Origin of the sequence: Streptomyces sp. NPDC057438 (assembly GCF_042802995.1) — a bacterium.
Lineage (GTDB): Bacteria > Actinomycetota > Actinomycetes > Streptomycetales > Streptomycetaceae > Streptomyces.
The window spans coordinates 1-23,737 of record NZ_JBHVDD010000079.1 but is presented as its reverse complement, the minus strand read 5'-3'; the positions used below and the strand labels follow the sequence as shown (position 1 = coordinate 23,737).

At 74.5% G+C, this 23,737-nt stretch carries 11 protein-coding genes; 5 read left to right on the top strand and 6 right to left on the bottom strand.

Annotation, left to right across the window (positions count from 1 at the left end; all coding sequences use genetic code 11):
* Window positions 1-26: 26 nt before the first annotated feature.
* On the bottom strand, window positions 27-12,554 hold the full coding sequence (locus tag ACFU5F_RS32400) for an amino acid adenylation domain-containing protein (RefSeq protein ID WP_383895014.1): 12,528 nt from the start codon (window positions 12,552-12,554) through the stop codon (window positions 27-29).
* 81 nt (window positions 12,555-12,635) lie between these two features.
* The gene (locus tag ACFU5F_RS32395; RefSeq protein WP_383895011.1) at window positions 12,636-13,205 is read right to left on the bottom strand and encodes a hypothetical protein; all 570 of its coding nucleotides are present in this window, start codon (window positions 13,203-13,205) and stop codon (window positions 12,636-12,638) included.
* A gap of 358 nt (window positions 13,206-13,563) precedes the next feature.
* Between ACFU5F_RS32395 and ACFU5F_RS32390 the strand changes: the two genes are divergently transcribed.
* A complete protein-coding gene (locus ACFU5F_RS32390) occupies window positions 13,564-14,409 on the top strand; it encodes a hypothetical protein (RefSeq protein ID WP_383895008.1) in 846 nt (281 codons plus the stop codon).
* A gap of 86 nt (window positions 14,410-14,495) precedes the next feature.
* Here ACFU5F_RS32390 and ACFU5F_RS32385 read toward each other — a convergent pair whose 3' ends face one another.
* Complete coding sequence (locus ACFU5F_RS32385) at window positions 14,496-15,233, bottom strand: hypothetical protein (RefSeq protein ID WP_383895006.1); 738 nt, start codon at window positions 15,231-15,233, stop codon at window positions 14,496-14,498.
* A 220-nt stretch (window positions 15,234-15,453) separates the two neighbouring features.
* Between ACFU5F_RS32385 and ACFU5F_RS32380 the strand changes: the two genes are divergently transcribed.
* Window positions 15,454-18,390, top strand: coding sequence for a SpoIIE family protein phosphatase (locus tag ACFU5F_RS32380; protein WP_383895003.1), 2,937 nt, complete (start codon window positions 15,454-15,456; stop codon window positions 18,388-18,390).
* Window positions 18,391-18,612: 222 nt separating this feature from the next.
* Here ACFU5F_RS32380 and ACFU5F_RS32375 read toward each other — a convergent pair whose 3' ends face one another.
* Window positions 18,613-20,268 carry an alpha/beta hydrolase gene (locus ACFU5F_RS32375; protein WP_383895000.1) on the bottom strand — a complete coding sequence of 552 codons (1,656 nt, stop codon included), beginning with the start codon at window positions 20,266-20,268 and terminating at the stop codon, window positions 18,613-18,615.
* Between the two features lie 249 nt (window positions 20,269-20,517).
* Here ACFU5F_RS32375 and ACFU5F_RS32370 point away from each other — a divergent pair, with 249 nt between their 5' ends.
* The 3 genes from ACFU5F_RS32370 to ACFU5F_RS32360 all read left to right on the top strand — a co-directional run bounded on the left by ACFU5F_RS32370 (window position 20,518) and on the right by ACFU5F_RS32360 (window position 22,136).
* Window positions 20,518-21,021, top strand: coding sequence for a signal peptide protein (locus ACFU5F_RS32370; protein ID WP_383894997.1), 504 nt, complete (start codon window positions 20,518-20,520; stop codon window positions 21,019-21,021).
* Window positions 21,022-21,144: 123 nt separating this feature from the next.
* Entirely contained in the window at window positions 21,145-21,678 is a 534-nt protein-coding gene (locus ACFU5F_RS32365; RefSeq protein ID WP_383894994.1) for an RNA polymerase sigma factor, read from the top strand.
* Window positions 21,663-22,136 (top strand): carboxymuconolactone decarboxylase family protein, encoded by a 474-nt coding sequence (locus tag ACFU5F_RS32360; protein ID WP_383894991.1) that lies wholly within the window; start codon window positions 21,663-21,665, stop codon window positions 22,134-22,136. Before ACFU5F_RS32365 ends, ACFU5F_RS32360 begins: the two co-directional genes overlap by 16 nt.
* 19 nt (window positions 22,137-22,155) lie before the next feature.
* Here ACFU5F_RS32360 and ACFU5F_RS32355 read toward each other — a convergent pair whose 3' ends face one another.
* Together ACFU5F_RS32355 and ACFU5F_RS32350 are read right to left on the bottom strand one after the other, a co-directional pair.
* Window positions 22,156-22,506, bottom strand: a complete 351-nt coding sequence (locus ACFU5F_RS32355; protein WP_383894988.1) for a hypothetical protein — start codon at window positions 22,504-22,506, stop codon at window positions 22,156-22,158.
* Window positions 22,507-22,603: 97 nt separating this feature from the next.
* On the bottom strand, window positions 22,604-23,737 hold a 1,134-nt coding region (locus ACFU5F_RS32350), incomplete at its 5' end, for an MMPL family transporter (protein ID WP_383894985.1).

Below are 23,737 nucleotides of genomic sequence, written 5' to 3'. Positions count from 1 at the left end.
GCCCCGTGGTGCCGGGCGGGCCGCGGTCACCGGGCCGGGGGCGGGGGCAGGGCGCGCAGGGCCTCCGGCGGGACGGTGTGGTCGAGGAGGTGGAGCGGGGCGGTGCGGACGCCGGCGGCCTCGGCGGCGTCCCAGTGGGCGAGGGCGCGGGGGAGGTCGACCAGGCCGTGGACCAGGGGCAGTTCCGTACCGGATGCCGGGTCGGCGAGATGGGCGTGCAGGAGGGATTCCAGGCGGCAGGAGGCGAGGGTGCCGGGGAGGTGGAGCGCGAGGTGCTGCCCCGCCCGGCCGGTGGCGGCGTGGCCGGTGAGGGCGGCGGCCGGGAGGTCCGGTGACAGCCGGGTCTCGGTGGAGTCCAGCGCCAGCAGCCCGCCCCCGACGATCAGGACGTCCCGCTCGCTGCGCATCCGGTCCAGGGCCCGCCCGGTGTCGAAGCAGTGCGGGAAGGAGTCGTCCACCACGATCGTGCCGGGGCGCAGCCGGTCGATGTCCAGCAGGGCCGTCGGGCCGCCGCTGACGGCGGTGACGATGACGTCGGCCGTCCCGTAGACCTCGGCGGGCAGGGCGGTGGGGCCGGCCGGCTCGACGACCCGTACGGACAGGGCGGGATGGCCGGCGAGAAGTTCGGCGGCGAGCCGCCGCAGGCGGGGGGCGCTGCCGGGCACGTCACAGAGCAGGAGCCGGGCCGGCGGGCGGGGGCTCAGGGTGAGGAGCAGCCGCAGGGACGACGTGCCGATGGAGCCGCAGCCGACGACGGCGAGGGTGAGCCCGGCCAGGTCCCGGCCGGTCGCCGCGAGCGCCGCGCGGACGGTTCTGACGACGGCGACGGTCGTGGTGGCGTGGCCGGTGGTGAGGGTGGTGCCCGCGGCCGGGGAGGCCTCGCGCAGGACGTCGTAGCCGTAGCCGGTGAGGGCCGGGATCATGCCGGCCAGGGAGACGCAGCGGGCGCCCAGGGACGCGGCGTGGTCCACGGCGCGCGCGGTCAGGGCGGCGAGGGTGGCCGGGCCGCCGGTGGGCGGCGGGCCGGTCAGTTCGTCGGCGAACAGCGGCAGCGAGACGAAGCCGGATCTGCCGAGGGGCGTGCTGACGCTCTCCAGGAGCCTGGGGCGGCCGTCCGGGAAGAGCAGGGCGCGGATCGCCTCGCGGCCGGGTGCGGTGTCCGGGGCGAGCCCGGCGTAGGCGGCCAGTTGCCGCGGGGCCGGGAGGTAGCCGACCAGGGCCGCGTCGAGGGGCGGAGCGGCGACGGCGGTCCTGGTGGGTGAGGTGCTCCCCGTACGCGGTGCCTGCTCCAGCTGGCGCCGCAACTCCCTGGTGAAGTCGTCCAGTTGCTCGCGCGCGAGGGCGGCCGCCGATACGCGGACCGTGACGCGCAGGCCGTCGCCGTCGCCCTTCCCGTGGTCGGTGTCGTCGGTCGGGGCGGGGCGTACGGCCAGGAAGACGTCGGTGCCCACGGGCGGCGGCGCGAGTTCCGTCCCGGTGTCGTCGGCCCGGAGGGTCAGGGCGGTGTCGGGCGGGGTGCCGAGGGCGGTGAAGTCGAGGAAGGTGAAGAAGAACTGGGCGGTACGGGGCAGGCCCTGGGGCGTACGGAGATCCAGGGGACCGGCGGTACGGGCCGCGACCGACTCCGCGGCGACCCGGTGGAGGTCCGCGTCGAAGCCGCCGTCGCCGGCGCTGCCGTCGGACGGCAGCGCCGGGCGCACGGCCACCGCCTCGGCGAACGGGCCGAAGACGCGGTGCGCGTCCCGGACGGTCTCGTCCCTGCCGGTGACGGCCAGACCGAGTACCAGGTCGCGGCGGCCGGTGAGGGCGGTGAGGGCACGGTAGTAGCCGGTGAGGACCGGGGCGTGGAGCGTCGTGCCCGCGGCCTCGGCGAGGCGGCGCAGGGCGCGGGTGCGGGCGGCGTCCAGAGCGAAGGCGGCGGTGTGGAAGGCGGGGGTGGTGCCGTCCTGGTGCGGCGCGCGCAGGACCGGCGGGGAGTAGGGGGCGAGGTGCCGGGCGCGGTACGCCTCCCCCTCCGGGGTCAGGGGCGGCCGGGGTGCCGCGCGGTGCAGCGCGTGGTCGCGGAAGGTGGACTCCAGGGGCTCCAGGCCGTGGGGGAGGCCGCGCGCGAAGCGGCCGTACACGGTGAGGAGTTCGCGGGTCAGGAGGGCCGCGCTGTAGCCGTCGCCGATGAGGTGGTGGGCGTGGACGAGGAGCACGTGGTCGTCCGGCGCCACGGTGAGCAGGCGCAGCCGCAGCAGGGGCCAGGCCCAGGTCTCGAACCGGCGGCCGGCCTCCTCGGCGGCCCGCTCCTCCAGGAGACCCGGGTGGGCCAGGGTCTCCGTCCGTACGGGGAGCCGCAGCGAGGGCGGGAGTTCCTGCTGCACGGGCGGGCGGGCGCCGGCCGGGAAGACCGTGCGGAGCATGGGGTGGCGGGCCACGAGCACGTCGACGGAACGCTGCAGGAGGTCCGGGTCCAGGGGCCCGCGGACCCGGAAACGGGCCAGCCAGGCGGGGTCGGCGCCGGGCGCCCCGGGGCCGCCGGGAGTGCCGGAGGCGAGGGCGTCGGCGAGGAGGAAGCCCTGTTGGGACGGGGTGAGGGGGTAGGGGGTGAGGTCGTGCTCGGGCCGACGGTTCTCGCGGACGCCGGTGGGCGCGGCCCCCGCGGTGGTGGCGTCGATGGCCGCCGCCAGGGCGGTCAGGGTGCGGTGGGTGTAGACGGCGGTCGGGCGGGGCAGGGCGGGGCGCTCGTGGCGCAGGCGGGCGAACAGTTCCAGCACGGTGAGGGAGTCACCGCCGAGCGCGAAGAAGTCGTCCTGCCGGGATATCCGGGACTCCGGCACGTCCAGCAGCGCGGACCAGACGCGTGCCAGCAGGTGTTCGGTGGGGGTCGAGGGAGCCGCGTACGGCAACTCGGCCGCCGAAGCGGGGAGTTCCGTGGCCGCCGGGCCGCGCGGAGCCAGGCGGTTGCGGTCTATCTTCCCCGTGCCGGTCAGGGGGAGGGCCGGGAGGGCGTGGACGCGGGCGGGGAGCATGTACGGGGGGAGGGCGCGGGAGAGGAAGGCGCGCACCTCACGGGGGTCGAGCGGGGAGGTGCCGGTCCTCGGCTCGACGTACGCCTCCAGCCGTCCCTCGCGCAGCAGTACGGCCGCGCGGGCCGTGCCCGGGTGGGTGAGCAGGGCGGCCTCGATCTCACCGAGTTCGACGCGGTGGCCGCGGACCTTGACCTGGTCGTCGAGCCGGCCCAGGAACTCCAGCACCCCGTCGGCCCCGCGCCGGACGCGGTCGCCGCTGCGGTACCAGCGGCGGCCGTCCCGTTCGGTGAAGGCGGCGGCCGTGAGGCCGGGCTCGCCCAGGTAGCCGGGGGTGAGTCCGGTGCCGGCGATGAGCAGCTCGCCGGGCTCGCCGGGGGCGCACTCGTGCCCGTCCTCGCCGATCACGGCCAGTTCGGTGCCGGCGATCGGGCGGCCGATGGGGAGGTGGCGTACGTCGTCGCCGGGGCGGGTGTCGATGAGGTGGCAGGTCGCGTTGATGGTGGCTTCGGTCGGGCCGTAGAGGTTGGCGATCCGGGGCGCGTGCGCGGGGCGCGAGCTGTCACCGGCGGGGGTGCCGAGGAGGTCGAACCAGCGGCGTACATGTGCGGCGGGCAGAGCTTCGCCGCCCACGTGGACCCAGCGCAGTGCGGAGAGATCGGGGGCCGTGCCGTGCCGCCGGAGGCGGTCCTCGGCGGCGGTCAGCAGGCGTTCCCACAGGGTGGGGACCGAGCTCCACACCGTGATCCGGCCGGCCACGACGCGGTCGAGGAGGGCCTCGGGGTCGCGCAACAGGTCACGGGAGAGGGTGTGCACGGTGGCGCCGGCCAGCAGCGGGGCCAGCAACTGCCGTACGGAGGCGTCGAAACAGACGGACGCCGTCTGCGCGAGCCGGTCGCCGGGGCCGTAGCCGAAGGTGTCCAGGGACCAGTCGAGGTAGTTCGTCATCGACCGGTGGGTGATGGGGACGGCCTTGGGGCGGCCCGTCGAGCCGGAGGTGAAGATGACGTACGCGATGGCGTCCGGGGAGGGGGAGGGCGCGCGCGGGGCGGAGGGTGCGGGAACCTCGGCCGTCGCCGGGAACGGGGTGTCGGGCGGCGACGGCTCGGGCACCACCGGGACCGCCGTGACGCCGTCCAGGGCGGCGGCCGTCTCCCGGGTCGCCCGGTCGTGGACCAGGACGCGCACGCCCGTGCGGGACACCTGGTCCCGGTGCCGGGCGCTCGGGTGGGTCGCGTCCAGCGGTACCCAGCCGGCGCCCGCGCGCAGGATGCCGACGACTCCGGTGACCGTGGCCGTGCCGCCCGGTTCGGTGAGGAGTCCGACCAGGTCGCCGGGGCGTACGCCGTGGGCGCGCAGCCGGGTGGCGAGGGCGGCGGAGGCGGTGTCGAGGGCCGCGTAGGTGAGCGTGGTCCCGTCGCCGGTGTCGACGGCGACGGACAGGGGTGTGGCGCGGAACCGGGCGCGGAGGCGGTCCACGATGCCGTCGCCGGTCACCGCGGCCGGGGCCGCGGCGGGGTCCGCGACGGCGGCGCGCAGTTCGGCGACGTACTCCTCGGCGAGGCGGCGTACGGTCTCGGGGCGGAAGAGGCGGGCCGGGTGGTTCCACGACAGGCACAGGGCGGCGTCGGCCTCCCAGCAGAGCAGGCCGAGCCGGGTGGCTGCGGAGGCCGTGGCCGCGGCCGTCGGGGTGACGGTGACGGGCCAGTCGGGGCCGTGGACCACCGGGAAGCGGGCGAAGCTGAAGCCCGCCTCGGCCGCCGTGCGCGGTGCCGGGCCCGTGGCGGGCCGCAGCCCGGACAGCAGCCGGGCCAGGTCGGTGCTGCTCGGGGTCGCGTGCGCCTCGGCCTCGGCCCAGATCCGCCGCAGCCGGTCGGCGAGCCCGGTGACCGGTTCGTCGGGGTCGACGTCCACGAACACCGGCAGCGTGTCGGCCAGCGGCCCCACCAGGGCGTCGATGCCCCAGACCGGCAGCTCCCGCCGGGCCCGCGCCACGTTCACCGCGACGGCCCGCCGCCCGCTCCACCGCGCCAGACAGCGCCCGTACACCGCCAGCAGCAGATGGAACAACGAGACCCCGTGCCGGGCGGCGGTCTCGCGGAGCGCGGCGGTCAGCGCCTCGTCGATGCCGGTGCGGTGGTGGGTGAGGGGCGGTGCGGGGGGAGCCTCGGGGTCGCCGTCGTACGGGAGGGCGGGGGAGGGGACGGTGTGCGTGGCCAGGCGGTCGCGCCAGTACCGCTGGTCCCGCGCGTACGCCGGCGACCGGCGCTCGGCGTCCACGGCGGCCGCGTAGTCGGCGAACCGGCCCTGGGGCGGCGGGAGGCAGGAGAGGTCGTCCCCGCGCTCCAGGGACGTGTAGAGCGACCAGAGTTCCTCGGCGAGCAGCTTGAGGCTGAAGCCGTCGGCGGCGGCGTGGTGGACGACCAACAGCAGGTGCGCGAGGCGCGCGTCGCCGCGGTCGGGGACGAGGACGGCCCGGACCGGGTCCTGTGTCGTCAGGTCGAACGGGCGGTTGCACAGGTCGTGTTCCAGCTGCCGGAGGTCGAGCGGCTCCCGTACCTCGAACCAGCCGGGTGCCGTGTCCACGGGCCCGGCGGGGGCGGCGTACTGGCGGGGGCGCGCGCCGTCGTCCCCGGTGAACCGCAGCCGCAGCAGGGGGTGGCGGGCGGCGAGGAGCGCGAACGCCCGGCCGAGGAGCGCGGGGTCGAGCGGGCCGCGGACGCTCTGGCGCAGGTAGCCGTAGGCGGTGATGCCCTCGTGGAGGGTCTCGGTGGTGTGGAAGGCGAGTTGGAGGGGGGTGAGGGGCTGGGTGGCCTCCGGGGTGACGTCCGGCGTCGGGGCGGGTGCCGCAGCGGACGCCGGGGTCGGTGGCCGCGTCGACGGCTGGGTCGCTGTGTGCGGCGGTGGGGTGGTGGCCAGGTGGGTGGCCAGTTCGCCGAGGGTGCGGTGTTCGAAGAGGAGGGTGGCCGGGAGGGGGCGGCCGAGTTCGCGTTCCAGGCGGCGGGCGAGGTCGACGGCGGTCAGGGAGTCCAGGCCGAGGGCGAGGAACTGCGTGTCGTCGTCGATCTCCTGCGGGGGGCGGTGCAGGGCCTCCGCGAGGAGGCGGCGTATGAGCGTGGTGACCTGGGAGATTGCGGGGGCGGGAGTGCCGGTGCTTGTGGGCGTGTGAGGGCTCGGCAGGGGCTGTTTCTCGGCGGCCGCGGGTTCGTCGTGGCCGGTCGCGCGGTTCTCCGCGCTCCTCAAGGGCCTTCGGCCCTCGTCAGGGCGGCCCTCGCCATGTCCGGGGGCCGCGGTGTCCGGGGCCGCCACCAGGACGTGTGCCGCGTCCAGGCCGACGGCCGAGTGGAGACCCGCCAGGGCGGCCCGTACGGTCATCGGCGCGAGGCCGTGGTCCCGGAGGCGGGTGTGCGGGGTCGTGCCGCTCGCGAGGCCCGTGTCGGTGACGGGGCCCAGAGCGATGCTCTGCCAGGGGCGGCCCGCGGCGCGTTCGGCACCGGCGAAGGCGTCGAGGAACGAGTTGGCGGCGGCGTAGTCGCCGAGGGCGCCCGCGAGTCCGGGCAGCACGGCGGAGACCGACGAGAGGACGACGCACACGACGTCCTCCCGGCCGTGCCGGCGCAGTGCCTCGGCGAGGAGGGCGGTGCCGCGTACCTTCGCCGCGAGGACGGCCTCGATCTCGTCGTCGGGCTTGCCGCGCAGGCTGCCGGGACGGGCCGTACCCGCCGCGTGGAACACCACGTCCAGAGAGGGCAGTTCGGCGACCAGTGCGTCGACGGCGGACGCGTCGGTGATGTCGGCGGCCCGGTAGCGGGCGTCGGCGCCGAGGGCGCGCAGGTCGGCGAGCAGGGCGCGGGGCGGAGTGGCCGTGCGGCCGGTGAGGACCAGGGTGGGGGTGCCGCGTTCCGCCAGGTCCCGGGCGAGCGCGGAGCCGAGACCGCCCGCGCCGCCGGTGATCAGGTACGTGCCGTCCGGGGGGAGCGGTGCGGGGGGCACCGGCGCGGCGGGGGCGACGGCCGTACGGGCGAGTCGGCGGCCCGCGCGCCGGGCGACGGTACCGCCTCCGCCGGGGGCGCTGCTGGCGCTCAACTCCTCTTCCAGCGCGACGAGTTGGACGTCGAGCGAATCTCCGGCGCACAGGTCGACGCCCAGGGAGGAGAGCCCCGGATGTTCCTCGGGGAGGGCCAGGGCGAAGCCGTGCGGGAGGGCCTGTGCGGGGCGGGGGCAGGGGTGGGAAGGGGGGGTGGCGGCGGTGTCGGTGCCGATTCCGCCGGTCGTGTACGCGTTCTCCGTGATCAGCAGCAGACGGGCGGGGCCCGAGCCGAGCGAGGACAGTACGTCCCGCAGGGCGGGGACGGCGGTCTCGACGGCCTCCGCCGCCGCCCCCGGTCCCCCGGTGGGGGCGAACCACAGCACGGTCTCCGGGGCGGCGCCCGTCTCCGCGCCCTCCGCCGGTCCCCGCACGGTGACTCCGCGCGCGGTGAGCCGGTCGGTGAGGGCCCGGCGGAGAGGGGTGTCGGCGCCGGCCGGGCGGACGACCCGCGGGGTGGGGCCCGGAGCGGCGGTGAGCGGGGCGTCGCGCCAGAGGAGGGGCCGGACCACGGGCCCCGTCGCAGGGGTGGCTGTACCGGACTCGGGCGCCGTGACGAGGTGTTCGGGCCAGTGGTGGCCGCGCTGGAAGGGGTACGGGGGGACAGGTACCCGACGTCGTGCCGTACGCCGGACCGGGGAGGCCGGAGCCGCCGGGTCCAGCGGGACACCACGGGTCCAGAGCCTGCCGACCGTCTCCAGCAGGGCCCCCGCCCCCGCCATCGCGGGCAGCGCGGGCAGGACCGTGACGTCGGAGGGGGTGACACCGGGCCGGGCGGCGGCGGTCGCGCGGACCGGCGCGGAGAGGGTCGCACCGGGGCCGAGTTCGACGAACGTGTCGTACCCCTCGTCGAGGAGCCGGGCGACGGCGGCAGCGAAGCGGACGGGACGGATCGCGTGCTCACGCCAGTAGCCGGAGCCGGCGCCAAAGTCAGGCCCGGAGCCGGAGCCGGGGGTGAGGTCGGGGTTCCACCGGCCGGTGACCGTGCTCAGCATCGGAACGCCGGCCCGGTGGACGGTCAGGGCCTTCGCCGCGTGGTGGAGCGGATCGAGCACGGGGGTCAGCAGCGGCGAGTGGAAGGCGTGCGAGACGCGGAGGCGGCGGACGGCCACACCACGGGCCGCGAGGACCGTCACCGCCCGGTCGACGGCCTCCGTCGCGCCCGCCAGCACCACCTGCGTCGGTGAGTTGACGGCGGCCACGCAGAGCGTGCCGTCCGACGCGGCGAGCACGGCGGCGACGGTCTCCTCGTCACCCCGTACGGCCGCCATGGCACCCGGTGCGGCGAGCCCGCCCATCAGCCGCCCGCGTTCGGCGGCGAAGCCGACGGCCTCGGCCGGGGACAGGGCCCCGGCGACGCACGCGGCGGTGATCTCGCCGACGCTGTGCCCCACGACCGCGTCCGGCGTCACGCCCCACGCCGCCAGCTGCCCGGCCAGCGCCGCCCCGAACGCGACCAGCAGCGGCTGCGTCACCTCCGTACGCGCCAGGTCGGAGGGGTCGGCGTCCTCGTCCAGACACCAGGCGGCCAGGGACCGGCCGAGCACCGGTCCGGTGAGCGAGGAGACCTCGTCCAGGACGTCCCGGAACACGGGTGCCGTGCGGTACAACTCACGCCCGGTTCCCCCTTGTTGGGCACCCTGACCCGGCAGGACGAACACCGTCCGGGGCCGGGCCCGGCCCGCCGTACCCGGCTCACCCGCCGTTTCCAGGTGCTCCCCGGCCGCTTCCAGCCGCTCCGCGAGGTCACCGCCCGCCGTCACCACGGCCAGCCGGTGCGGTCCCTCGTCCCGGGCCGTGTTGACGCCTGCGCACACCTCACCCTCGTCGAGTCCGGGGTGGGCCCGCAGATACGCGGCCAACTCGGCGGCGGCGGCGCGCAGTCCGCCGGCGGAACGTGCGGACAGGGTCAGCAGACGCGGGCCCTCGGAGTCCGCCAGGGACACCGCGTCGGCGGCGGGCACCTCCCGGGGCGCCTCCTCCAGCACGGCGTGTGCGTTGGTGCCGCCGAAGCCGAAGGAGTTGACGCCGGCGGTCAGCGGACGGCCCTGCGCGCTGCCGGGCCCCGTCCACTCCTGGTCCTCGGTGACCAGCCGGAAGCCGGGGGCGGCCTGGGCGAGGAAGGGGGCCGACGGGGTGGAGTGGGGCGAGGGCGGGAGGCGGCGGTGGACGAGGGCGAGGACGACCTTGACGAGGGCGGGCATGCCGGCCGCGTTCAGGAGGTGCCCGACGTTCGCCTTGACGGAGCCGAGCCCGCGCGGGACGCCGTCGGCGCGCGGCGGGAACGCCTGGCCGAGCGACCGCGCCTCGACGGGGTCGCCGATCGGCGTACCCGTGCCGTGCGCCTCCACGTACGACACCTCGGCCGGATCGACACCGCACTCCTCGTACGCCCGGCCGATCACCTCGCGCTGGCCGCGCGGGGCGGGGGCGAGGAGGCCGAGCGAGCGGCCGTCGTTGTTGACCGCCGTGCCGCGTACGAGGGCGAGGACCGGGTCGCCGGCGGTGCGGGCGTCGGCCGGGCGGGCCAGGACGAGTGTGGCGCCGCCCTCCCCGGGGACGAAGCCGTCCGCTTCGGCGGCGAACGCGCGGCACCGGCCGCTCGGCGACAGCGCGCCCGTCGCTTCGAGGAGTCGGTGGCCGGTGGGGGTGAGGCCCAGGTTGACGCCGCCGACGACGGCGAGGTCGCACTCGCCGGCCAGCAGGCTGCGCCGGGCGAGGTGCAGGGCGACGAGCGCGGAGGAGCAGGCCGTGTCGACGGCGAGGGCGGGCCCGTTCAGGTCCAGCACCTGTGAGACGCGGGCGGCGATCAGGTTGGGGAGGTTGCCGGTGAGGGCGGCCGGGTGGCGGGCGAGGTCCCCGTCGGCGGCCTCGGCCAGGATCTCGCGGTAGCCGCTGTCACCGGTGGCCGCGAACACCCCGATCCGGCGGCCCGCCCGGCGGGGCCCCGCGTACCCGGCGCGCTCCAGTGCCTCGTGGGCCAGCTCCAGGAAGATCCGCGCCTGGGGGTCGGTGGCCCGTGCCTCCGCGTCGTCCATGCCGAAGAAGCCGGCGTCGAAGGCGGCGGGATCGGCGAGGAAGGAGCCCGCGCGGGGCCCGTCCCCCCGGCGGCCCTCGGGCAGACCGCCGACCGTGTCCCGGCCGTCCGCGAGCAGCTCCCAGAAGGCTTCCGGCGTCCCGGCGCCGGGGAACCGGCAGGCGACGGAGAGCACGGCGACCGCACCGGCGGGACCGGCAGCGGGAGCGCCCGCGGGCACCCCGGCGGACGGCTCATCCGTACTCGTCGGGCGGCCACGCGTGCCACCCTCCTCCAGCAGGCGCAGCACATGGCCGGACAGTGCCGCCACCGTGTCGTGGTCCCGCAGCGCGCCGGACTCCACCGTCACCCCGAACACGTCCTCCAGCCCGCCCAGTACGGCCATCGCCCGCAGCGAGGACCCCCCGAGGTCGAAGAACCGCTCCCGCGTCCCCACGTCGGACACGGGCACCTCCAGCGCCCGCGCCCACACCTCCCGTACGGCCTCCCGGACCTCCCGCGGCGAACGGGGAACGCCCCCTCCCGTGCCGGCCGTCCGGCTCGTCGCCCCGGTCCCGCGGCCCACCGCCGCGGCCGGCTCCGCCACCACATGAGCGGCCTGCGCCGCCACGCGAGCCGCTTCCGTCGCCACGTGAGCCGCGTCCGCCGTCGCGTCCTGCGCCGTCGTGTCCTGCGCCGTCGTGTCCTGCGCCGTCGTGTCCTCCGCCCCCGTCCAGCGCGCCTCGACACCCGCGTACGCGCCGCCCTCGTAGCGCGTCCGGAGCACCCCTCGGCGCAGTTTCCCGCTGGTGGTCCGGGCGAACGCCCCCGGCGGCAGCGGCAGTACCCGGACGTCGTCGTGGCCGAGGGCCTCCCGCAGCCGGCCGGCCGCGGCGCGCAGCACGGGTGCGGCGGCCGAGGGCGCGGGTCGCGCCCACTGCACGAAGGCCACGGCCCGTTCACCGCCACCGGCCGGGTCGGTGGAGCCCACGACGGCCACGGCACCCGGCGGCAGTCCCGGCGTCGCGGCCACCGTCTCCTCCAGGTCGGCGGCGTGGAACGTACGGCCGTTGACGAACACCACGTCCTTGTGGCGCCCGGTGACGCACAGCCGTCCGTCCCGCAGGAAGCCGAGGTCCCCGGTACGCAGCCAGCCGTCGTCCCCGAACGCCTCCGCGCTCGCCTCGGGCGCCCGGTGGTATCCGCGCCCCAGCTGCGGGCCCCGCACCTCCACGTGCCCGACCCGCAGATCACCCACGGGAGCGCCGGAACCCCCGGTGATCCGTATCTCGCAGCCCGCCACCGGACGCCCCAGATCCATCAACTCCACGGCGTGCGGCCCGGGCTCGGCCTCCACCACCCGCCCGCGGCCGAGCACGGCCCGGTCCAGCACCAGCGGGGCAGCCCTCTCGCCCAGCGGCGGCACGGTCACCGCGAGGGTCGCCTCGGCCAGGCCGTACACCGGCAGCGGGGCGCGCGGATCCAGTCCCGCCGGAGCGGTGAGGGCGGTGAACTCCCGCCACACGCGCGGCGCGATGGGCTCGGCGCCGACCAGCAGCAGGCGTACGCAGCCGAGGTCGAGGCCGTCGAGCGCGGCGGCGGGGACGCGGCGTACCGCGAGCGCCAGGGCGAAGTTCGCGGCCGACAGCAGGGTCGCGCGGTGGCGGTCGACGGCCTCGAACCACAGGGCGGGCCGCTTCGCGAAGGACAGCGGCTCGATCCGTATCTGTTTCAGGCGCGCGGCCATGGGGACGAGGTGGGTGCCGATGAGACCCATGTCGTGGAAGTACGGCATCCAGGTCGCGAGCACGTCGTCCGGGCCGATCGCCATCGCGGTACGGATCTGGCGGATGTTGGCGAGGACGCCGGCGTGGGTCAGTTCCACGCCCTTGGGAGCGCCGGTGCTGCCGGAGGAGAACTGGAGGAAGGCGACATCACCGGGGGCCGGCCGGGGGAGGTGCCGCGGCGGACGTCCCCGGCGGAGTGTGTCGAGTCTCAACACCCTTATGGGGCAGGGGAGTTGGGTGACCGCTGCGCCGCTTCCATCGCCCATCGCGGTCACGACGCCGGCCGTGGCCTCGTCCACCACCACGGGCGGCCTGCCGAGGAGTTCCCACACCGGGCCGATCCGGCGCGGCTCCGGGGCGAGCGGCACGGGTACGGCCCCCGCCGCCAGCGCGCCCCAGAACATCGGCTGGAAGGAGTCGCCCCGGTCGGCGACCAGCGGCAACGGGGTGCCGGGCGTCACGCCCGCCGCCCTCAGGCCGCCTGCCACGCGCAGGGCGTCGTCGCGGAGTTCGGCGAAGGTGACCGTGTGCTCGCGGCCGTCCCCCCGGACGTGGACGACGGTCCGGCCGGGGGTCTCCCGTGCGGCCCCGAGCAGCACGTCCAGCAGCGTCGCCGCGGCTCCGTCGTTCACATGGTTGTTCGATCTCTCCACCGTCCGGACCCTACAAGTCACCTGGCCCGGAGCGATGCCGCCGCCGGGCCCCGCGTGTCCCGGGGGGACTCCTCGCGTGCCCTACGTCCAGCTGTGCGCGACGTCCACCACCAGGCGGCCGGGGAGCTGGAGCACCCGGAACGGCAGGCGCGCGCGGACGCCGAGGCCGATCTGGGTCTCGCCCTCGAAGCTGCCGGCGAAGCGGGTGTCGCGGAAGGTGCGGTAGCCGGCGATGTCCACGCCGGGCAGGGGTTCGGCGACGTCCCCGGGGTAGGCCACCGCGCCGGTCTCGGGGTCGTAGCTGGGGGCGGCGACCCGGATCTCCAGGATGGCGCCCCCGTCCACGGGGATGACGTCGCCGGAGGCGGTCTGGTGGAGCCGGTCGACGTACTGGACCCAGTGGCCGAGGTGGTCGCCGCCCTCGGGGACGTCGAACACGATGCGGTCGTAGCAGTCGTGGCGGCCGGTCCTGATGTCCGCCAGCGGCGCCGTGCCGCTGTCGGGGCGGCCCTTGAGGCCGCTGCCCCAGCCCGTAGGGCAGGCCGCGGCCCGCCCTGCGCCCCCCGGCGCGGCACTGGCGGTGACCGCCGCCGTCGCGATCGCGGTCCCCGCGAGCGCGAGTGCCATGACCATGGCTCCGATTCGTCGCATGCTGCCCCCTGTGTGGCGCAACGCCGGGATGGCGCTGTTGTCGGAGGGGACGACCTGATTCGGCGGAAGGTTGTACTCCGGGGACCGCGGAAGTGTCCCAGGAACGTAACAGGAACGCGCGTGACGGTGCGGGCGCGGTCGCCACTGCCCGAATTTCCCTGGTTCGGGTGTCCGGTTGTGCCGCTTTGTTTCCTGTTCCTCCTGGGCGTTTGACAGTTGAAGCACCGGAAATCGATAGTGTACTTACTCTCGGGTAAGAAGTTATTCGATAATCCCGCCCCGAACCCCGAAAAGAGCGAACACTTCAGTGACGGAAAAATCGACGCTGTCCCGTTCCGGATTCCTTTCCCGTTTTCGGGTGCGGCGGGCCGCGGCCGTCGGCGCGGCACTGGTCGGCGCCATGGCGGGCGTGCTCGCGACCCAGCCCGCGCACGCGGCCGGTCCGAACGGCGCCGTGAACATCCGGGGCCAGGAGCCCTGGAACACCGACGAGATGATGGCGCGGGTCTGCGGCGCCGACGGCGGGACCGGCTACGAGGACTGGTACGTCAACATCACGACCGGCGAACTGCGTGACAGCTCCGCCTGGCGCGAGGCCCCCGTATGGCACAAGGACGACGGCAAGTGGACGCTCCGGCCCGGCTGGGAGCGCTTCGAGGGCCACTGCGAGTACCCCGTCGCCGCCAGCTGGACCTACCGGGCCGCCTGGCGTCCCATCAGCGAGACCCGCACCAACTGCACGGACAGCGGCTACGGCCTGGAACTGGCCCGCGAGTACGCGACCTCCCGGTCGTACTCCCACACCGTCGGCGGCTCCACCAGCGTCGAGGCGTCCATCGGCAGCTGGTTCGGCGTCTCCGCCGAGGCCTCCTACAGCTACTCCTGGGCCATCGAGAACTCCGTCTCCGTGACCAACAACGACGTCATCGACATCGGCCCCCAGAAAACCGCCTGGATCGAGGCGAGCCCCACCAAACGGGTCGTCCGCGTGAATCCGGTGTTCAAAATCGAGTCGTACACCTGGAATCTGACCGGAAAGCGTGACGACGTCGTCGTCGTCGATTCCTGGCGTGGCCGCGGATACGACCGTATTTACTCCTACGGCAATTACATCGATGGTGTCGCCGACGAACTCAAGAACGACGGAACCCCGCAGATGACGTTCCGCAAGAAGGACCGTCCGGCCGGAGACGAGTGCGCCTGATTCCCGTCTGACCCTCGCCCGACCCCCGCCCCGCCCGTCCCCCGGCCCCTCGCCGGAACCCTCCCGTTCCCGACGGCGCCCGCCGCCTACGTCCGCGCCACGGGGGAGCCGTTGCGCTCCGGATGACGGCGGACCGCCGGGGCGGGGGAGGGGACCTTGTGGAGCAGGGGCGCGGCGGTGGGGCGCCCCGTGCCGGGCGGACGGCTCACGTACTGGCTGTGCAGACTGTCGTCGATCCGCCAGAGGATGCCCGTGGTGCGGCCCGTGGGCGCCGCCGGGTCGAGCTTGGCGGTGAAGGAGGCCAGCCGGTCGTAGAGCGTCCGGGCCCGGGCCCCGGTGGCGGTGAGGTCCGAGGCCGTGGCCGCGCGGAGGGCGTCGAGGACCAGCACCAGGTTGTGGCCGGAGAGCAGGACGTCCTGCATCCCGCCGTCCGCCTTGGTGATACGGCCCGGCGGCAGGTTGGGGTCGGTGGTGAGGCGGGCCGCCCCGGTCGCGGTCGGCCCGACGCGGTCGTAGGGGTCGCGCGTGCTCTGGGTCCAGCCGGGCTCCCACGCGCCGAACGCCGTACGGGCCAGGAAGGTCCAGGTGTCCTCGTGGCAGCGCAGGGTGAGGTACGAGACGCCGGCCGCCTGCCGGAGCGTGGCGTTGTGCTGTTCGAGGGCCACCCGGTTCGCGGCGAGGGCGGCCCGCAGGACCACCCGGTCCTCCTCCCGCCAGCGCCGCTCCTGCTCGTCGCGCTGCGCCCGCAGCTCCCGTTCGAGCTGCTGGTTCCTCGCGTACTGCTCGACGAACGTCTTGACCAACGTCTTCAATGCCTTGAACATGCCGCCTGCTGAGGTCGGGCCGGAGATCCGGGTGGCGCCGCTTCCTGTGTCGCAGCGGCCCAACGACCGTCGGCGGATCTTGGTCACGCCGAGGGCGGGCCGGCCGGTCAACTCGCTTTGTCGACCGCCCTGTTGGGGCGGGGGCGCGGACCCGGGGAGTCGTTGTGGAATTACTGTGGCGGGCTGCCCTACGGGTGGGTAGAGCACTAGGGTCTGCCGTATGAACGCACGGCTGGCCCTGCTCAGCACGGTGGACCCCGGTGTCGCGGAGAGCGAGGTCTTCCGGCTGGCGCTCCAGCACGCGGTCGGAGAACTCGACGCGCTCGGGGGAATGGTCCATCTGCGGGGGCCCATGTCGGCCCTGCGCCTGGTGTCGTCCACCGGCCTGCCGCCCGCGCTCACCCGCCCCTGGGAGATCATCGACCAGGAGGGCCCGCTGCCCCCGGCCCGCGCGCTGCATCAGGACGGCGGAGTGTGGTCGCCGCTGGGTTCCACTGCCCCCTCCTGGCCCGGCACCGGCCTGGCCGCGTTACCCGTCGCGGGCCGCGACCGCACGATAGGCGCGCTCACCGTCCTCACCGGCGACCGGGGCGAACCCACCGGTCTGGAATGGGACTTCCTGCGCGCGGTCGTCGACTGGACCGAGGACCGCATGGCGCAGGCACCCCCGCCGACGGGCCCCGCGCAGCCCGAGCCCGGCGCCGACCGGCTGCGGCAGGCGCTCAAGGAGGTCAGCCTCGGCTCCTGGGACTGGGACATCCGCACCGGCGACCTGATCTGGGACGAGGCGGCCCTGGAGCTCTACGGCACCAGACCCGCCGAGTTCACCGGCCAGATAGAGAACTGGATGCGGATCGTCCACCCGGACGACCTCGCCCCGACCCTCGCCGCGGCGGAACGGGCGATCCGCGAGCACGGCGTGTACGAGGCGGAGTACCGCGTACGGCGCCTCGACGGCACCTGGGGCTGGACACGGGCCCGCGGCCGGGCGACCTACGACGAGCACGGCCGGCCCCACCGGATGATCGGCGTCGGCTGGGAGAGCGACGAGTCGCGGTCCGCGCGGGACGCGCTCGACCGGGCGCTGCGGCACATGAGCGACGGCTTCCTCGCCGTCGACGACGCCTGGCGGATCACCTTCGCCAACCTGGAGGCGGAACGCACCCTCGGCCTCTCCGCGGAGGAGCTGTGCGGGCGGCTGCTGTGGGACCTGCCCTCCGTGCGCGCGACGCCCTGCCTGGAGAGCCGCTGCCGGGAGGCCGCCGCCCAGGAGCGGCCCGCCGGGTTCGACGTCCACGTACCGGACACCGATCTCGTCTACCACCTGCGTCTCGTCCCCGGCCCCGACGGCCGCACCATCTACTTCAGCGACGTCACCGAGAAGCGACGGCACGAGGAGGAGCGCCGCGAGACCGAGCGCGCGGCCTCCGAACGGGCCCACCGCATCGCCGCGTTGACCACCGCCCTCGCCAAGGCGACCACCTCGCAGGACGTCGTCGACGCGGTCGCGCTCCGGGTCCTGCCGCCGTTCGCCGCCGCCGGCCTGCTCGTCCAGACCGTGGAGAACGACCGCCCGCACAACGTGGGCGCCGTCGGCTACGCGGACGACTTCATCCGCCTCGTCAACCGCCGTCCCAGAACGCGGTACGGCCCGGTCTGGGACGCCATCGACACCGGCACCCCGGTCTTCATCTCCTCACCGCGGGAGTTCGCCGAGTACGTCCCCCAGCACGCCGACCTGCCCGCCCGCTCGGGCAAACAGGCGTGGGCCTTCCTGCCGTTGACCGCCTCCGACCACACCTTCGGCGTGTGCGTCGTCTCCTTCGACCGGCCGCGTCGCCTCACCGACGAGGAACGCACCCTGCTGACCGCGATCAGCGCGCTCCTCGCCCAGGCCCTGGAACGCGCCCGCCTCTACGACCTCGAACACACCCGGTCCCGTGAACTCCAGCGCGCCCTGCTGCCCCAGGACCTGCCGGTCCTCGCCGCCTGCGAGTCCGCCGCGCGCTACCTCCCCGCCGGTCAGGGCATGGACGTCGGCGGCGACTGGTACGACGTCATCCCGCTCTCCAGCGGACAGGTCGCCCTCGTCGTCGGCGACGTCATGGGCCACGGCCTGGCCGAGGCCGCCACCATGGGCCGCCTGCGCACGGCCGTCCACACGCTCGCCGACCTCGAACTGCCCCCCGACGAGATCATGAGCCACCTCAACGACATCGTCGGCACGATGGGCGAGGAGTCGTACGTCACCTGCCTGTACGCCCTCTACGACTCCACCACCCAGGTCTGTTCGATGGTCCGCGCCGGACACCCGCCGCCGGCGCTGGTGTGCCCGGACGGGACCGTGCGCTTCCCCGAGTGGACCGCCGACCCGCCGCTCGGCGCGGCCGAGCCGCCGTTCGAGACGGTGGAGCTGAGCGTGCCCGAGGGCAGCCTGCTCGTCCTCTACACCGACGGCCTGGTCGAGTCGGCGAAACGCGGCATCGACGAGGGCATGGCCGACCTGGCCCGGCTGCTGCGCACCGCCCACGAGGACGGCAGCGCCGCCGACCTGGAACGCCTCTGCGACACCCTCACGCAGGGCCTGCTGCCCGCCGAGCACGCGGCGGCGGACGACGCGGCCCTCCTCGTCGCCCGCCTGCACGCCCTGACCGGCGACCGGATGGCTTCCTGGTCGCTGCTGGACGACCCGAGGGCCGCCGGGCAGGCCCGCCGCCACGTCCGCGACCAGCTCGCGGCCTGGGACCTGGACGACCTGGCCCCGACCACCGAACTCCTCGCCAGCGAACTCGTCGGCAACGTCGTACGCCACGCCAAGGGGCCCGTCCGGCTGCGCCTCCTGCACGGCTCCGCGCTGGTCTGCGAGGTCTTCGACGGCAGCCTCACCATGCCCCGCATCCGCCGGGCCGGCGACACCGACGAGGGCGGCCGGGGCCTGCAGCTGATCACCGCGCTCTCCCAGCGCTGGGGCACCCGCTACACCCCGACCGGCAAGTGCATCTGGACCGAACAGTCCCTCACCGGCCCCGCCCTCACCGCGCCGACCCCTCCGCCCCTGATCCCCGACGACTTCGACGGCGACCTGGAGTCGCTGTCCTTCGAGGACCTGGACATCGCCCCGGACCACGGCCGACAGGTCGGCCCCGGTGGGCCCTGACGGACCCTGGCGGACCCTGACGGGCTGACGGACCCTGACGGGCCAGCCTCCCCCTGGGCGGTGCCGGCTCCCGGCCCGCATCGTCCGGACGTGCCGCGGACGTGCGGGACCCCGGGGTGCTCGCCGTGGAAGGGCGGGCGCCCCGGGGTCCGTGCCGGGCCGGTCGGATCACCGGACGTGCCGGGTCACCGATCGCCTCGGCCTATCGAACGGGCCGGCCGGTCACTTGACGGTGCCGAGGGCGTCGACACGCTCGTTGACGCCGTTGCGGAGTTCACCGAGCGTCGTGCCGGGCGGGGCCGTCTTCGGGGTGGAGGACGGCGGCTGCGTCTCGTCCGCGCAGGTGGTGCCGCGGGCCGGGACCTTCAGGTCGACGAGGTAGTCGATCACCGCGTCGGTCGCGCAGGCGCTGCGGCCGAACGCGGTGTGGCCCTCGGCCTCGAACGTCACCAGCGCCGCGTTGTCGAGCTGGTGGGACAGCGCGACCGCGTGCTGGTAGGGGGTGTCCGGGTCACCGGTGGTGCCGAGGACCAGGATCGGTGCCGAGCCCTTGGCCCGGAAGGAGCCGTCGTAGCGGCTGGGCGTCTCGGCGGGCCACTGGACGCACGCGGTGGCGTGCTGGTGGTCGTAGGTCGGCGGACCGAACGCCATGGCCGGGCCCAGCAGCGGCGCCGCCGCCGCGTTGGACTCGACGTTCCACTCCAGCTTGTGCAGGCTCTTGGGGTAGTCCTTGTCGACACACTCGACGACCACGTTCGGGCCGAGGAAGTCGAAGCTGGCGGGGGACGGCGGACGCAGCAGGAACGAGGTGTTGTCCCGCGCCTGCGCCTTCTTCAGCGCCGCGCCGAGCGAGGGCCAGATGACCTTGCCCTCGTTGATGTTGAACATCAGCCGGTAGACCAGGGTGTAGCCGTTGGCCTTGCCGCCGCTCGCGGTGGTCACCGGGTTGGCGTCGAGGTCCTTCTTCAGCTGCTCGAACGCGCCGCGCGGGTCGCCGTCGCCGAAGCCGCAGACGGGCTGGTCGGAGGCGCACCAGTCGAGGAAGCGGCTCATCGAGCCGTCCAGCGCCAGGTACTGGTCGCGGTCGTAGGCGTAGGGCCGGTGGGCGTACTTGTACGGGTCGTACGCGCCGTCGAGCGTCAGCGCCCGCACCCGCTTCGGGAACATGGCGGCGTAGACCGTGCCGATGTACGAGCCGAACGACCGGCCGTAGTACGTCAGTTGCTCCTCGCCGAGCGCCTGGCGCAGCAGGTCGATGTCGCGGGCGACGTACTCGGTGCCGACGTACGGCAGCAGCGCGCCCGAGTTGGTCTGGCAGGCGGCGTCGAACTCGGCGGCCTCGCTCAGCGCGGGACCGAAGGCGTCCGGGCCGGGGACGCCCTTGGCGTCGGTGACGGCCTTGGTGTAGCGGGCGTCGTCGAAGCAGGTGAGCGCCGAACTGCGGCCGACACCACGGACGTCGTAGCCGAAGACGTCGAACGACTCGCGCAGCTTGGCCGGCAGGCCCGCGTAGTTGTTGCGGACGTAGTCCACGCCGGAGTTGCCCGGACCGCCGGGCTGCATGAACAGTGTGCCCTTGCGCTTGGTCTGGTCGGCGGCCTTCTTGCGGACCACCGCGAGGGTGATCTTGGTGCCCTGCGGCTGCCGGTAGTCCAGCGGCACGTCCGCGTTGGCGCACTCGAAGCCGCCCTGGCAGTCGGACCAGGCCAACGTCGGGACGGGCGGCGGTGTGTACGCCGACTGAGGCTGCTGCTCCGTGTTCTGCGCGGCCATCGCCTGGGTCGCCGTCCCCGTGCCGGCGAGGACGAGGGCGGTCAGCGCCGCCCCGACGATTCTGAGACGTGCGGAACGTCTGGGTGCGTGGTGATGCGTGGTCATGGTTGTCTTCCCCCTGAGCGGTTGAGACCCCTGAGAACCCACTGGTCAGTGTGAGTTCGGAGAATGTCTAGTCGAAGAGACGGTAAAAAGGCCAGAGCGGTGGCGTCATGGCCGAGTTTCCCCTCAATCTTTCCACTACCCAACGGTAGTTACCGTCCACAGTCATCCCTTCGTAACCTGGGACCGTCCCCGGCCGGCTCCCGTGTGGTCCGGCTGGAAACCCCCCACCAGCACGAAGGATCCAGGCACGTGTCATCCAGGAACAGTCGTCTCAGGATCGCCCTCCTCGCCGTGGCCGTGGCCGCCGCCGGTCTCGCCCTGGCGGGTCCCGCCGCGGCCGCCGCGCCGAGGGCCGCCTCCACCGTGTCCACGGCCTCCCAGGCACCCGCCATACCCGTCGACTTCGTCGACCTCACCGCCGTCCCGCTCACCGCGGACGGCCGGAGCCACGAGGTCACCCTCACCTACCGCAACGACTCGGGCGCGGACCGGACCGTCGCCCCGCAGCTCCTGCTTCAGTCCCCGGACTCCGGCCCGTTCCTCGACCCGGCGGACGTCAGGGTCGAGCACCGCACCGCCGGAGGCTGCTGGAAGGCCGTCGTCCTCGGCAGCCAGACCGGCACCCTCTTCACCGACCTGAGCACCGCGCGGCGCACCCTGCCGGCCGGTGCCACCCTCGCGGAGCTCTACCGCGTCACCGTCACCGCCCCGGCGGCCGAGGGCACGGTCCACCCGAGGATCGCCCTCTACTGACCGCCGTACAGCCGTACCGCCCACGGGCGGGCACAGGGCCGGTCCCTGCTCCTCGGAGTGGGGCCCGGCCCTTTCCCGTGCGTGCGGGCGGCCGGGACGGAACCCGCGAGAACAAAGGAAGCCATGCCCATCGACACCGAGGCCCAGTTCACGGAGGTGTACCGGGCCCACTACGCGGACGTGCTGCGGTTCGTGCGCCGTCGGGCCCATCCCATGAACGTCGACGACATCGTCGGCGAGACGTTCCTCGCGGCCTGGCGCCGGCGCCGCGAACTCCCCGAGGAGCCGAGGTCCTGGCTGTTCGGCACCGCCCGCAAGGTGATGCTCCACGCCCAGCGGGGCATGCGCCGGCACACCGCGCTCGCCGTGCGCGTCCAGCGCGCCGCCGAGGCCGGGGGCCACGACCGGGCCGCCGATCCGGCCGCGCTGGTGGACGGCCGGACCGACCTCGCCGCCGACGGCCGCTGGACCGCCTGGTGGCCCGAGGGCGACCCCATGGGCTTCCTCAACGGCACGGTCACCCTCACGCCGAGCAGCTGCGAGAGGAAGTGTGACGGGGGTCACATCCCGTCATGTCACATCGGACCCGGTGCGGCCCGTCCTCGTGTTGTCACCGCATACGACGGCACAAGGAGCCCGCCATGGAAGCGCGTCTGAACCTGCTCGCCCAGCCCGTCGCCGGAAAGCTCGTCAAGCACCTCGTCGCGGCGAGCAAGGCCGTCGACGAGACAGGGCTGCCGGTCACCACCCAGGAACTGGTGAGGATCCGCGCCAGCCAGATCAACGGCTGCGGGTACTGCCTCGACATGCACACCAAGGAGGCCGCGCATGCCGGGGAGACCGCCCAGCGGCTGCACCTGGTCGCCACCTGGCGGGAGGCCACGGTCTTCACCGAGGCCGAGCGCGCCGCGCTGGAGCTGGCCGAGCAGGGCACCCGCATCGCCGACGCGGCCGGCGGCGTCCCCGACGAGGTCTGGGAGAACGCGGCCAAGCACTTCGAGGAGAACCAGCTCGTCGCCCTGGTGGCGCTCATCGCCCTCATCAACACCTTCAATCGGCTGAACGTCATGCTGCGCCAGCCGGCGGGCGACTACCAGGTCGGCATGTTCGGCTGACCCGGCCGGGGCGGCCGCGTCACGTACCGTCCCGCTGCGCGAACTGCAGGGACATGGCCCGCAGGACGTCGGCGGTCGTGGTGTCGGACCGCCCCTCGTCGTGCACCTCGGCGAGGTGCACGAAGGCGTAGGAGAAACAGTTGACGAGGCCCACGATCGCCGGCCCCAGGGCATCGGTGATGATGGCGGTGGCCTCCTGGGCGCTCGCGTCGGCGGGCAGCCTGATCACGGGCAGGGTCTCCGTGAGCAACGCGGAGACGGCGCCCGTCAACGCCACCTCGTCCCCGGGATGCTCACGGACCTGCCGCCGCATCTCGATCGCCTCGGTGAGGATGCCCACGACTCGCCGCATGATCTCGGATTGCTCCACGGGGGGAGCCTCCCCCCACGCCTCCCCTTGAACCCCGAAAACCATCGCCTCCCACCTGTCCCCAGGGGGCCGGACGCCAAGGGCGGCAGGAGTCGAGTCAACGGTCGGCCAGCCGTGGACGCGGGGCCTCACCCGTGGACTCCGCGTCGGTGTCGTCGGTGTCGTCGGTGCCGACCGGGCCGCGGGGAAGCAACCGGTCCAGCCACTTCGGCAGCCACCAGTTGGTCCGGCCGAGGAGTGTCATGGTCGCCGGTACCAGCACCATGCGTACGACCGTGGCGTCGATGAAGATCGCGGTGGCCAGGCCGAGCCCGAACATCTTGGTGGAGGGGTCCTCGGCGACGGCGAAGGACAGGAAGACCGCCACCATGATGAGGGCGGCCGAGGTGATGATCCGGGCGGTGCGCGAGACGCCCTCGACGATCGCCGTGCCGTTGTCTCCGGTGCGCAGGTACTCCTCGCGTACGCGGGAGAGGAGGAACACCTCGTAGTCCATCGACAGGCCGAACAGGATGGCGAAGAGGAACATGGGGATGAACGACACGATCGGAACCGTCGCTTCCAGCCCGATGAGTGCGCCTCCCCAGCCCCACTGGAAGACCGCGACCATGATGCCGTAGGCCGCGCCGATGCTCAGCAGATTCAGCAGTACCGCCTTGAGCGGTACGAGTATCGAGCGGAAGACCAGCATCAGCAGCAGGAACGACATCGCCAGCACGGCGGCGACGAACACCGGCATGCGTTGGCTGGTGCGTCGGCCCACATCGGACAGGCTCGCGGCGGCGCCGCCGACGTGGGCCCTGGCCGGGCCGTCCCCGATCGCCGTGGGCAGCACGTCGGTGCGCAACCGGGCGATGGTGTCGGCCGTGGCCTTGTCCTGAGGGCTGGTGGTCGGGAACACCACGAGGGTCGCGATGCCGGTGGCCCGATCGATGTGCGTCGGCGCGACGGATGCGATGCCCGGATCCGCCGCGACCGCCCCGACGAGTCGGTCCAGCACTCCCGGATCACCGGTGGGGTCCGCGGCGATGACGAGGGGACCGTTGGTGCCCGGGCCGAACCCCTCGGCGACGAGGTCGTAGGCCCGGCGCTCGGTGCGGCTGTGGGGCAGTGAGCCGTCGTCGGGCAGGCCGACGCGCAGGCCGAGCACGGGCAGCGTCGCGGTCAGCAGCAACCCCGCCGCGCCGACCGCGTACGGCACCGGGTGCCGGCTGACGTGCCCGATCCAGCG